The organism is Cytobacillus firmus (genome assembly GCF_023612095.1).
Classification (GTDB): domain Bacteria; phylum Bacillota; class Bacilli; order Bacillales; family Cytobacillaceae; genus Cytobacillus.
In genome coordinates this window covers 344,491-357,810 of record NZ_CP086235.1, presented here as the reverse complement: position 1 = coordinate 357,810, position 13,320 = coordinate 344,491, and the positions used below count along the sequence as shown (strand labels likewise).

The 13,320-nt window shown below is 47.4% G+C and carries 8 protein-coding genes and 1 pseudogene; 1 reads left to right on the top strand and 8 read right to left on the bottom strand.

What is annotated here, in order from left to right; all coding sequences use genetic code 11:
- Window positions 1-302: 302 nt before the first annotated feature.
- From LLY41_RS01880 to LLY41_RS01845, 8 genes and pseudogenes are all read right to left on the bottom strand, one after another.
- Window positions 303-479: a hypothetical protein gene (locus LLY41_RS01880; RefSeq protein WP_304586760.1), complete on the bottom strand. Its 177-nt coding sequence runs from the start codon at window positions 477-479 to the stop codon at window positions 303-305.
- A 134-nt stretch (window positions 480-613) separates the two neighbouring features.
- Window positions 614-3,880 carry a fused isobutyryl-CoA mutase/GTPase IcmF gene (gene icmF / locus LLY41_RS01875; RefSeq protein WP_304586759.1) on the bottom strand — a complete coding sequence of 1,089 codons (3,267 nt, stop codon included), beginning with the start codon at window positions 3,878-3,880 and terminating at the stop codon, window positions 614-616.
- Between the two features lie 47 nt (window positions 3,881-3,927).
- Window positions 3,928-4,572 carry a TetR/AcrR family transcriptional regulator gene (locus tag LLY41_RS01870; protein WP_095243203.1) on the bottom strand — a complete coding sequence of 215 codons (645 nt, stop codon included), beginning with the start codon at window positions 4,570-4,572 and terminating at the stop codon, window positions 3,928-3,930.
- Window positions 4,573-4,895: 323 nt separating this feature from the next.
- Window positions 4,896-6,035 (bottom strand): acyl-CoA dehydrogenase, encoded by a 1,140-nt coding sequence (locus LLY41_RS01865; protein ID WP_095243199.1) that lies wholly within the window; start codon window positions 6,033-6,035, stop codon window positions 4,896-4,898.
- A 53-nt stretch (window positions 6,036-6,088) separates the two neighbouring features.
- Window positions 6,089-7,219 (bottom strand): acyl-CoA dehydrogenase, encoded by a 1,131-nt coding sequence (locus tag LLY41_RS01860; protein WP_304586758.1) that lies wholly within the window; start codon window positions 7,217-7,219, stop codon window positions 6,089-6,091.
- 50 nt (window positions 7,220-7,269) lie between these two features.
- A complete protein-coding gene (locus LLY41_RS01855; RefSeq protein ID WP_095243197.1) occupies window positions 7,270-8,121 on the bottom strand; it encodes a 3-hydroxybutyryl-CoA dehydrogenase in 852 nt (283 codons plus the stop codon).
- A gap of 98 nt (window positions 8,122-8,219) precedes the next feature.
- A pseudogene (locus tag LLY41_RS01850) lies at window positions 8,220-9,406 on the bottom strand (acetyl-CoA C-acetyltransferase).
- Between the two features lie 325 nt (window positions 9,407-9,731).
- A complete protein-coding gene (locus LLY41_RS01845; protein WP_304586757.1) occupies window positions 9,732-11,843 on the bottom strand; it encodes a (Fe-S)-binding protein in 2,112 nt (703 codons plus the stop codon).
- Between the two features lie 257 nt (window positions 11,844-12,100).
- On the opposite strand from LLY41_RS01845, the gene cls reads away from it, so the two are divergent.
- Window positions 12,101-13,303 (top strand): cardiolipin synthase, encoded by a 1,203-nt coding sequence (cls, locus tag LLY41_RS01840; RefSeq protein WP_304586756.1) that lies wholly within the window; start codon window positions 12,101-12,103, stop codon window positions 13,301-13,303.
- Window positions 13,304-13,320: the final 17 nt, after the last annotated feature.

Genomic DNA, 13,320 nt, shown 5'->3' with positions numbered 1-13,320 from the left:
TATTTTTATGCGATTTATTCTGATTTTAAATTACCTTAATAGGGCTTTGATTGATGTCCGTTAATTTCCGCTGCGGGCACTTGCTTTCCGTGGGGAGGAACGGGAGCCTCCTCGGCTTCGCCTGCGGGGTCTCCCGCTCCCTCTCCTCCCGCAGGACATTGAATAGGCTTCCTCGGATAAACACCGCACGAAGAAAATGCGTTAGCATTTTCGAGGATCAAATGCCCTCCGCTCCAATTAACTCAGCAGAAAAACTTTTATTGTATTTGCAAGACAATAACTTTTTTTATTATCCGTTAATGCTAATCTGCCCTCCGTTTTCTCCTGCCCCTCAGCGGCCGGTCCCATTTTTTATAGGCGAGCCAGGTGAAGTAGATGGAGAGCAGGAAGAATGCTATGGCTCCCAGCTGTTTTCCGTATAAAAAGTAAACACCTGCAGCAGCGGCAAGTATGGCTGCGTAGAGCATGATTTTTTTCATATTTTCACATCCCAGGCTTCCCGAAGTGCATTGCTATGTATTGATTCCATTATATAGGATATGGATGTATTTTATATTAATTCTATGTTAAAAAATAGTGCAGAAAACAAGGGCCTGCAGCGCAGGCCCTGTTTTTACATATTTCGGCGGTACTGCCCGCCCACTTCGTATAATGCACGGGTGATCTGGCCGAGGCTTGCCACTTTGACGGTTTCCATCAGCTCGGCGAAGATGTTTCCGCCGCTGACTGCTGCTTCCTTCAATTGGTTCAGTGCCTCTTCCGATTTGTCTTTGTTGCGCTCCTGGAAGCTGCGCAGGTTGCGGATTTGTGTTTCTTTTTCTTCCTTCGTTGCCCTTGCAAGCTCCATGTTGTTCATTTCGTCCTCTGATGGAGGATTTGGGTTCAAGTACGTGTTAACTCCGATGATCGGAAGCTCGCCAGTATGCTTTTTCATTTCATAGTACATGGACTCATCCTGGATTTTGCCGCGCTGGTATTGAGTTTCCATGGCACCAAGAACGCCTCCGCGGTCATTGATGCGTTCGAACTCTCTCAGCACCTGCTCTTCCACAAGATCTGTCAGCTCATCCACGATAAATGCGCCTTGAAGCGGATTTTCATTTTTCGATAAGCCATGCTCTTTTGTAATGATCATCTGGATGGCCATTGCCCGGCGGACAGATTCTTCCGTCGGTGTCGTGATGGCTTCATCATACGCATTGGTATGAAGCGAGTTGCAGTTATCCTGAAGCGCCATTAACGCCTGCAGCGTTGTGCGGATATCGTTAAAGTCGATTTCCTGTGCATGCAGGGAACGACCTGAAGTCTGGATATGGTACTTCAGCTTCTGGCTTCTCTCGTTTGCACCGTATTTATCTCTCATAACCGTTGCCCAGATGCGGCGGGCCACACGGCCAAGCACCGTATACTCCGGATCCAGTCCATTCGAGAAGAAGAATGACAGATTAGGTGCAAAATCATTGATGTTCATGCCTCTGCTCAAATAGTACTCCACATACGTAAATCCATTTGCCAGTGTAAAGGCAAGCTGTGAAATCGGGTTAGCGCCCGCTTCCGCGATATGGTAGCCGGAAATGGATACTGAGTAGTAATTGCGGACCTTGTGGTCAATGAAGTACTGCTGAATATCCCCCATCATTCTTAAAGCGAACTCTGTCGAGAAGATACAAGTATTCTGTCCCTGATCCTCTTTTAAAATATCAGCCTGAACGGTTCCGCGGACCGTCTGCAGTGTTTGCGCCCTGACTTCGGTGAACTCTTCCACTGTCAGCACACGGCCAAGCTCCTGCTCTTTTGCCTCAATCTGCTGTTCAATCGCCGTGTTCATGAACATGGCCAGAATAATCGGCGCCGGCCCATTAATAGTCATCGAAACAGATGTAGATGGATGGCACAGGTCAAAGCCGGCATACAGCTTCTTCATATCATCAAGCGTACAGATGCTGACTCCGCTCTCCCCGACTTTTCCGTAAATGTCCGGGCGGTAGTCAGGATCCTCCCCGTAGAGGGTTACCGAATCAAAGGCTGTGCTCAAGCGCTTTGCAGCATCATCTTTGGAAAGATAATGAAAACGGCGGTTTGTCCGTTCAGGCGTACCCTCACCGGCAAACTGTCTCTTCGGATCTTCACCCTCGCGTTTGAATGGGAAAACACCGGCTGTATAAGGGAATGAACCCGGCACGTTTTCTCTGTATACCCAGCGGATGATTTCTCCGTAATCCTTGTACTTAGGCAGTGCCACTTTTGGAATGGACAGCCCGGATAAGCTCTTTGTTTTTAAAACGGTCACGATTTCTTTATCGCGGATTTTCGTCACAAATTGCTCTCCTGAGTATTTTTCCTTCAGATCTTCCCAGCCTGCCAGAATGTTCTTTGTTTCAGCCGTCAGCTTTTCTTCTGCAGCGGATTTAATGGCTTCAAGAGAGACAATGACTTCTTCATTTCCTTCTTGTTCCTTTACAGCAAGCAGTGCTCCCTCAAGCTGGAACAGTTTGCGGGCAAGATCAGTCTGCTCCTCGGCTTTTTTATGGTAGCCGCGGACCGCTTCAGATACTTCGCGGAGATAATAGCGCTGATCATTCGGGATAATGACATTCTGCTTTTCAACCTTTGCGTTTTTCGTAAAACTGGTTTTCCAATCTGTACCTGCTTTTTCATTTATCGTTTCGACCAGTGCCGCAAACACCGCGTTTGTACCCGGGTCATTGAACTGGCTCGCAATGGTTCCGTAGACAGGCATGTCTTCAAGCTCTTTTTCAAAAAGCATCCGGCTGCGCTGGTACTGCTTTTGCACCTGGCGCATCGCATCCTCTGAGCCCTTGCGCTCAAATTTATTAATGACGATTAAATCGGCATAATCGATCATATCAATTTTTTCAAGCTGGGATGGCGCCCCGAATTCACTTGTCATGACATACATCGAAGCATCACAAATTTCGGTAATGCCGGCATCTCCCTGCCCGATTCCGCTTGTTTCCACAATAATCAAATCAAAACCGGCTGCTTTGACAACTGAAATGGCATCCTGAATCGCAAGCGACAGCTCACTGCGGGAATTTCTTGTTGCCAGGCTTCGCATGTAGACGCGCGGATTAAAGATGGCGTTCATGCGGATACGGTCGCCAAGAAGCGCACCGCCCGTTTTTTGCTTTGTCGGATCCACTGAAAGAATCGCGATCTTTTTCTCCGGAATTTCATTAATGAAACGGCGGATCAGCTCATCTGTCAGCGAGCTTTTTCCGGCACCGCCCGTTCCTGTAATCCCTACAACCGGAACCTGCTTTTCGAGTGATTTCACTTTCTCCATAACCGGCTCAAGCGCTGCTGCCGCTTCCTTGCCTACGGTTACCTGATGCTCAGCCAGTGTAATCAGCTTGGCGATGGCATTGGTTTCTCCATCCTGAAGCTTTTCAATCTGCTCGGATGCTTCAGCTGTAAATGTCGGGAAATCACAATCCTTAATCATTTGATCAATCATGCCCTGGAGACCGTACTTCCGGCCGTCTTCCGGCGAGAAAATCCTCGCGATTCCGTAATCATGCAATTCTTTGATTTCCTTCGGGATGATGACACCGCCTCCGCCGCCATAAATGCGGATGTGGGATGCGCCTCTTTCCTTCAGAAGGTCATACATATATTTGAAGTACTCCACATGTCCTCCCTGATAAGAGGAAATGGCGATTCCCTGCACATCCTCCTGGATGGCAGCATTTACGACTTCCTCCACAGAACGGTTATGGCCGAGGTGGATGACCTCTGCCCCGCTTGCCTGGATGATGCGGCGCATAATGTTGATGGAAGCATCATGTCCGTCAAATAGACTGGAAGCCGTCACAAAACGAATATGATTTTTCGGCTTATAGACTTCTGGATTGCTCATCGTTCTCCTCCTTGTCCGTAAACGCAAGGCCAAGCCCTGCACTATTCTTAAGCTTTTTCCGACACCTTGCCTGAATCCTTTATTCCCTGGAAAAGAAGATTGGTCTGCAGCTGGATATACTCGTCGATACTGTACATTTTCTGCAGGGACCAGCGGCGGAACGCCCACATTTGCCCCTGAACAAAAATGTTATGGGCGATCATTTTGATTTTCTCCTCCGGCAGGTCCAGTTCTCCGTTCTCCACGCAAAGGGTAATGACATGCTCGAACATGCCGACCATTTCAATTTCTTTTTTGAGCACATATGGAAGGGCGTCCTTTGTCAGCGCCTTTACTTCCTGGTACATGACAAGCACTTCATCCTGCATTTCGTCGACCACTTTGAAGTAATCGGCGATGCCCTGTTTCAGGCTTTCAAGTGTGCCCTGTTTTGTATCAAGGCCTTTTTGTAGCCGCTCGGCTACCTGGTCGTATATGCTGTCGCAAACCAGGTACAGGACGTCTTCTTTTGTCCGGATGTATTCATAAAGCGTTCCAATACTAAAACCAGATGCCTTTGCGATTTCTCTAGTGGTTGTACGATGGAACCCTTTTTGGATAAAAAGGGTGACGGCACCTTTAATCATCTGATCGCGTCTTTTTTTGACAAGACGCTCATCTTTAACAGAAGCCTGCACTTCCCGTTTTTTCATTGTTACCTACCGCCTCCCACCATTCATATGCCTATTTATAAATTTGTTTTAGCTTATGAATTATGCCCGTTGATTTCCGCTCCAGGCTGCTCGCTTTCCGCGGGGCAGGCGGTGAGCCTCCTCGACGCTCCGCGTCTGCGGGGTCTCACCTGTCCAGCTACTCCCGATGGACGTTGAGTAATCTTCCCTGAAAAAACATCGCACGAAGAAAATGCGATAGCATTTTCGAGGATCTCGCACCTTCCGCTCCAATCAACTCATTGCTTAAAACTTAGAAAGCAGCTCTAAGGCACAACTTTCAACAAAACAGTCCTTTTAAGAACTTATTTCGTTACCATACGAGAGATTACGAGTCTCTGGATTTCCTGTGTGCCTTCGTAGATTTGTGTGATTTTGGCGTCGCGCATGTAGCGTTCTACCGGGTAGTCCTTTGTATATCCGTAGCCGCCAAAGATTTGAACGGCGTCTGTTGTTACTTTCATGGCCGTGTCGCCGGCAAGAAGTTTGGACATGGCCGATTCTTTTCCGTATGGAAGTCCTTCTGATTCCAGCCATGCTGCCTGGTAAGTTAACAGTCTTGAAGCTTCGATGCTTGTTGCCATGTCTGCCAGTTTAAAGCCGATTCCCTGCTGGGCAGCGATTGGCTTGCCGAATTGCTGGCGTTCTTTGGCATATTCGATGGAAGCATCCAGTGCACCCTGAGCGATTCCGACTGCCTGGGCAGCGATGCCGTTGCGGCCGCCATCAAGTGTCATCATGGCAACTTTGAAGCCTTCGCCTACATTGCCAAGCACATTCTCAACCGGAACCTTGCACTCTTCGAAAATAATCTCAGTTGTAGGTGAGGAACGGATTCCCAGTTTCTTTTCCTTCTTGCCGACAGAGAAGCCTTCAAAGCCTGCTTCCACGATGAACGCTGTTGTTCCCTTATGCTTGGAGGATGGATCTGTCAGGGCAAACACGACATAGATATCGGCAATTCCGCCGTTTGTGATGAAAATTTTGCTGCCGTTTAAGACGTAATGATCGCCTTCAAGACGTGCTGTTGTTCTCATTCCGCCGGCATCAGATCCGCTGCCCGGCTCAGTAAGGCCATACGCGCCGATTTTTTCACCTTGTGCCATCGGCTTTAAGTATTTTTGCTTTTGCTCTTCGTTTCCGAACTTGAAGATCGGCCAGCCTGCAAGGGACGTATGGGCAGAAAGAGTTACACCTGTTGAGGCACATACTCTTGAAAGCTCTTCAACTGCGATGCAGTAAGCCAGGTAATCACTGCCGATTCCGCCGTACTCTTCTGGCCACGGAATCCCTGTTAATCCAAGCTCCGCCATTTTGTCGAAAATCTCTCTGTCGAAGCGTTCTTCTTCGTCACGTTCAGCAGCAGTCGGCGCCACTTCGTTTCTGGCAAAATCGCGCACCATTTTTCTGATCATTTCATGCTCTTCACTTAATTGGAAATTCATTGTTGGTCCCTCGCTTTATATGGATTCGTTGATATTTTTATAAAAAGGCTCTTTTACAGCTGTTTACTGATGACAATCCGCTGAATTTCGCTGGTGCCTTCATAGATTTCGGTGATTTTCGCATCGCGGAAGTAGCGTTCAACCGGGTAGTCCTCTGTGTAGCCGTAGCCGCCGAATACCTGGATGGCCTCTGTTGTCACGTCCACTGCCGTTCTGGATGCAAACAGCTTTGCCATGGATGCTTCAATTCCGCACTTGACACCCCGCTGGCGCATGTCTGCTGCGCGATAGATTAATAGTTTTGAAGCTTCTACACTTGTTGCCATGTCTGCCAGCTTAAATCCGACACCCTGCTGAGCGGCGATCGGCTTGCCGAACTGTACACGTTCCTTTGCATAACCCGCGGCTGCTTCAAAAGCTGCTTCTGCGATTCCAAGTGCCTGTGAAGCAATCCCGATCCTTCCGGCATCGAGATTCGCCATTGCAATCTTGAAGCCCTCTCCTTCATTGCCGAGGAGATTTTCAGCCGGAACCCGCATATCTTCAAATGTCAGCTGCAGAGTTCTGGAGCCGTGCAGACCCATTTTGTGCTCATCTTTCCCAAATACAAGGCCTGGCGTATCCTTCTCAACAATGAAAGCCGAGATGCCTTTGCTGCCCAGCTCCGGATTTGTGGATGCAAATACGATATATACATCTGCTTCGCCGGCATTCGTGATGAACACTTTTGAGCCATTAATGACATACTGATCTCCGTCTTTTACCGCACGGGACTTTAAGCTTCCGGCATCCGAGCCTGCGCTCGGTTCCGTGAGGCAAAAAGCACCGAGATACTCACCTGAAGCAAGCTTCGGAATATATTTCTGCTTTTGCTCTTCCGTACCGAAATAAAGGATTGGGTTTGTTCCAACCGATGTGTGGACCGATAAAATGACACCAACTGTCGCACTTACGCGGGACAGTTCATGGATCGCGATAATGTAAGAGGTAAAGTCCATTTCCGATCCGCCGTATTTTTCAGGAATCGGAATCCCCATCAGGCCGAGCTCGCCCATTTTGCGGAGAATCTCCCTCGGGAACTCGCCCTGCTCCATTTTTTCAACAAAAGGGGCGATTTCTGCCTGAGCAAAATCGCGCACCATTTTCCTCATCATTTCCTGCTCTTCTGTAAATCTCAGGTTCATTTGTATACCCTCCGATGCTGCCCAGGCTCCAGGTGGCCAAGGCTAATGGTTTATTCGTAAACGTAGAAGCCTCTGCCGGTCTTCTTGCCAAGCCAGCCGGCTTTAACATATTTTCTTAACAGCGGGCATGGGCGGTATTTATCATCGCCAAAGCCTTCATGCAGGGTTTCCATAATATACAGGCATGTGTCCAGGCCAATGAAGTCTGCCAAAGTGAGCGGCCCCATTGGATGGTTCATGCCAAGCTTCATCACTTCATCAATGGCCTCTTTAGTCGCGACCCCTTCGTAAAGCGTGAAGATTGCTTCATTGATCATCGGCATCAGGATGCGGTTGGATACAAATCCCGGGAAGTCATTTACTTCTACCGGCACTTTTTTGAGTGTCTTCGTAATGTCTTCGATCGTTTGGTACACTTCGTCAGCTGTTGCCAGGCCGCGGATGATTTCCACAAGCTTCATCACCGGCACCGGGTTCATAAAATGCATGCCGATCACTTTTTCCGGACGTTTGGTTGCGGCTGCAATTTCTGTAATTGGAAGGGATGACGTGTTGCTTGCCAGAATCGCATGCTCTGGTGCAATTTCATCCAACTGGCTGAAGAGCTTCGTTTTGATCTCCATGTTTTCAACCGCTGCTTCGATGACGAGCTCTACGTTTTTGGCGTCCTGCAGATCGCTTGAAGCGGTTACATTTTTCAGCACTGCTTCCATCTCGTCCGCTGTCATGCGCTCTTTTTCCACCTGGCGGGAAAGATTTTTCTTTATCACGCCAAGGCCGCGTTCCACAAACTCCGGCTTTAAGTCGTTTAAGATGACGCTATAGCCTGCCTGTGCACATACCTGTGCGATTCCTGAACCCATTTGTCCAGCACCGATTACCATAATGTTTTTTACGTTCATTTTTGTATCCTCCGTTCTTGGGTTTGCGGTTGTTCTATATTTGCATTTCTGGCCGCTGAAGTTTTGGCTCGAATCATGTTATCGCTAATCCTTATTCACTATTGCTTAGGAACCTCAATCATCACGGCATCTCCCTGGCCTCCGCCGCTGCAGATGGCCGCGATGCCGATTCCGCCTCCACGGCGCTTCAGTTCGTGCATCAGGGTCAAAATAATTCTTGCTCCGCTCGCACCGATTGGGTGACCGAGTGCCACAGCCCCGCCGTTGACGTTGACTTTTTCTGCATCAAGGCCGGCAATTTTTCCACTTGTAAGAGCAACGGCAGCAAATGCTTCATTTATTTCAAATAGGTCAACCTCTTCCAGGGTTTTTCCTGTCTTTTTCAAAAGAGCATTAATGACAAGGCCCGGTGTCTGCGGGAAGTCTTTGGCTTCCACCGCCAGAGCTGTATGGCCGAGAATATAAGCTTCCGGTTTTTTGCCTTCGCGTTCTGCACGTTCTTCGCTCATCAATACCAACGCTGCTGCCCCGTCGTTGACGCCAGGCGCATTCCCGGCAGTGATCGTTCCGTCGGAGTTAAAAACAGATCCGAGCTTAGCGAGCTTTTCTAAAGAAGTATCTTTACGGGAGACTCATCCTGAGAAACAACGACCGGATCCCCTTTTCTCTGCGGAACTTCCACAGGTACGATTTCTTCTGCCAGTTTGCCGGATTCGATTGCAGCAAGCGCACGTTCATGGCTTCTCATCGCCCAGATGTCCTGCTCTTCACGGCTGATTTCGAATTCTTTCGCTGTCGAGTTTCCGTACGTTCCCATATGGACGCCTGTGAAGCTGCAGCTTAATCCGTCGTGGACCATTAAATCCTTAACTGTTGAATCACCCATGCGCAGGCCCCAGCGTGCTTTTGGCAGAATGTATGGCGCGTTGCTCATGGACTCCATGCCGCCGGCTACGACGACTTCCTCGTCACCCGCCCGGATGATCTGATCTCCTAAAGTGACGCTTCGCATGCCGGAAGCACACACTTTATTGATCGTTTCCGTTTTCACTTCCCATGGCAAGCCTGCTTTTCTGGCAGCCTGGCGTGAAGGGATTTGTCCCTGTCCTCCCTGGAGAACGGTGCCGAGGATCACTTCGTCGACATCCGCCGGGTTTACGCCGGCACGGTTCAGCGCTTCCTTAACTGCAAACCCGCCAAGATCAGAAGCGGTAAAGCTGCTGAGCCCTCCTGCAAATTTTCCAAAAGGTGTTCTTACTCCGCTAAGAATTACGGTTTTCCCCATAAAGAATCGCTCCTTTGTACTATTAATTTAAAATGTTCGAAAAATTAATTAGAAAAAAATAGAGTCTATGCTGCAGGTCTAGTTGAAGTTAACTGTTTGTGAAGGTGCTGGTCATTGACTGAACGCTCGCTCGAAAGAACTGCGAAACAAAAGGATTTACCCGAACTTCAGTCACCCAGAAAATTTGTAAGCGCTTTATCATTTTCTATTTTACTAGAAAAATAGCAGAAATTGAAACACTTTACACAAAATTCAGGCAAAAACATTTTTCTTCAAAATGCATTACAGGAATTTTGGCTGTGCTTCAATTTCCACTTTCAATATATTAGGATGCTACATTCCGGCTTTCACCTATAACGGACTTTTCCAGAATTTCAGCAACATCGTACGTATGAACCTGTTCTTCCACTTCTTTCGCTTTCGTTCCATCAGACAGCATGGTTAAGCAGTATGGACATCCTGAACTGATCACAGATGGATTGACTGCCAATGCCTGCTCTGTGCGTGAAACGTTTACGCGGTGTCCGGTTTCTTCTTCCATCCACATCAGGCCGCCGCCCGCTCCGCAGCACATGCCGGTTTCGCGGTTTCTTTCCATTTCCACAAGCTTGACGCCCGGGATGCTCTTAAGGATTTCACGCGGAGGATCATACACCTCGTTGTAGCGTCCCAGATAGCAGGAATCATGGAAGGTAATTGTTTCTTCCACTGCATATTGCGGCTTCAGCTTGCCTTCTTCCACAAGCTGGGCAAGAACTTCAGTATGGTGATAAACCTCTGCCTCTAATCCGAAATCCGGATACTCATTTTTGAAAATGTTGTAGGCATGAGGATCAATCGTGACAATCTTCTTCACTTCATTTTTCTCAAACTCTTCAATGTTCTTAGTGGCAAGCTCCTGGAACAGGAACTCGTTTCCAAGACGTCTTGGCGTGTCACCGGAGTTCTTTTCCTTGTTGCCAAGGATGGCGAACTTGACGCCGGCCTCATTCATCAGTTTCGCAAAGGAAAGAGCGATCTTCTGGCTGCGGTTGTCATAAGAGCCCATTGAGCCAACCCAGAATAAGTATTCGAACTCTTCTCCCGCCTTTTTCATTTCCTTCACTGTCGGCACATGAACATCTTCGCGTGCTTCTCTCCAGTCTTCGCGCTCCTTGCGGTTCAGTCCCCAAGGATTGCCCTGGCGTTCGATATTGGTCATGGCACGCTGTGCGTCCGCGTCCATCTTCCCTTCTGTTAACACAAGGTAGCGGCGCAGATCGATAATCTTATCAACATGTTCATTCATTACCGGACATTGGTCTTCACAGTTTCGGCAAGTCGTACAAGCCCAGATTTCTTCTTCTGTAATGACTTCTCCAATCAGGCTTGGGCTGTATGCAAGACCAGCCGCAGCTTCTTCTGCACCCTGGCCGGCAGCTGCAAGCGCAAGCTGATTGCCTTTCGTGTTGGAAAAAGCGAATGTCGGAACCCATGGCTGCTTTGACGTGACAACAGCACCGTGATTTGTTAAATGATCACGTAATTTCAGGATTAAATCCATCGGTGAAAGCATTTTTCCAGTGCCGGTTGCCGGACACATATTGGTACAGCGTCCGCATTCCACACACGCATAGAAGTCAATCATCTGATGCTGTGTAAAATCTTCAATCTTTCCGACACCAAAGCTTTCCTGTGATTCATCTTCAAAGTCGATTGCCTTTAGTTTCCCCGGATTGTCCAGACGGTTGAAGTATACGTTGGCCGGTCCGGCGATTAAGTGAGCGTGCTTGGATTGAGGCACATACACCAGGAATGCAAGCAGGAATAATAAGTGAATCCACCATGCGATATAAAAGACAGCAATCGAAGCTGTTTCACCCATCCAAGATAATCCGCCAGCAATCAGGGAAGCAACAGGCTCTGTCCATGTTCCTTCATGGCCATGCCAGATCATGCCCATTCCATTGCCAAGCAGGACGGAAAGCATAAGTCCTCCGATGAAAATAAGGACGAGGCCTGATTTGAATCCGCGCTTTAAGCGGACAAGCTTCTCTACATAGCGGCGGTAGAAAGCCCAGATGACCGCAACAAGGATCGTCAGGGTCACAATTTCCTGGAAAAAGGTGAACCCGGGATATAAAGGTCCAAGCGGCAGGTGTGCACCTGGCTTAATTCCTTTGATAATAAAATCAATCGCTCCGAATTGGACAAGAATGAAGCCGTAGAAAAACATCACGTGAATGATGCCGCTTTTCTTATCCTTTAAAAGCTTTTTCTGGCCAAAAACATTGACCCAGATCTTTTCAAGGCGCTCTTTCACCTTGCCGTCAAACTCCACCTTTTTGCCAAGCTTAATATATTCAATCCGCGTCTTCACAACATAGACAAACAGGCTGATAGCGTAAGCGGTTACAAGAAGGAATGTAATTAAGTTGATCCATAATAAACCGTTCATGGGCATGGTGCTCCTTTCCTCATCTTAGAAAATTTAAAAAACAATATAATTTTCTGAATTTACTCTTACTCCCATTATATTATGAATGAGCATTCAGTCAACCATTTTTCTTAAAACTTGTTCGAAAAATTTTATTATTTCCATTTATTAATTTCTTTTTTTAAGCGGAAAAGTCCTCTCTGTTTGGCAAGAATCCATGATAGAAATGGCACGGCAGGAAATACTAACGGGAAAACCCTGTCGAAAGGAAGATCGCAATGACTGTCTGGAATATCATTATGGCCGTTTTGCTCGTCATCGTCTTGTGGCTCTATATTGATTTTACATGGGGCCGGAAAAGCCATATGAAAAAGCTTGAGCGGACTTCATGCCCCATCCGGCAGTCTGATATGGAGCTGTTTACAGACGGGCCTGCTTTGTTTGATGATTTATTCTCTGAGCTTAAAAAAGCGCAAAAGCACATTCATATTTTATTTTATATTGTGAAGGATGATAAAATCAGCAAGGAGTTTTTATCCATATTAAAGGGTAAAGCAAAAGAAGGAGTGGAAGTCCGTCTGCTGCTGGATTGGGCCGGAAGCTTTCCTGTCAAAAGAAAAACCGTTAAGGAACTGAAGAGCAGCGGCATCAAGTTTTCGTTTGCGCATGTGCCAAAGCTGCCCTTTCTCTTCTATTCATTTCAGGCCCGGAACCATCGGAAAATTGCGGTTATTGACGGAAAAATCGGATACAGCGGCGGTTTTAATATTGGCAAAGAATACATCAATCAGGACAAAAAGCTGAACCCGTGGCGTGACTACCATTTAAAATTTTGGGGCGAAGGCGTGCAGGATCTGCAAAGAGAGTTTCTGACTGACTGGTATAAGGCAACGAAGACCGACCTGCTCGCAAACAGCGTCTATTTTCCTGCGCTTCATTCAGGTGAATACCGCCACCAGTTTGCGGCTTATAAAGGGGCCTTTCTGGAAGAAAGCTTCTCATCGTTAATACGGAATGCGAAAAAGAGCATTACGATTGGGACTCCATATTTTATTCCGAGCAAAAGACTTTTTAAAGATTTGCTCCATGCCCTGGAACGTGGCGTCACGGTCAAGATCCTCGTCCCATGCGTGACAGATCATATTCTTGTAAAAGAAGCCTCTTATCTTTATTTAAGAACACTGATAAAAGAAGGCGCTTATGTGTATGAGTATAAAAAGGGCTTTTACCATGCAAAGGCGATAATAATCGATGATGAGATCAGTGATATCGGAACAGCCAATTTTGATAAGCGGAGCCTGTTCTTAAATTATGAAATCAATTGCTTTATTTATGACAAAGAGTTCATAGAGCAAATCAGGGCTGTATTGGAAAAAGACATCCTCCATGCAAAAAGATTAACGCTAAAAGAATTAAACCGGCTGGATCCTTTGCGGACATTCAAGGAAATGCTTGCCCGGTCTATGGCAAGCTTTCTGTAAAGGAGGCCGGCATAAAG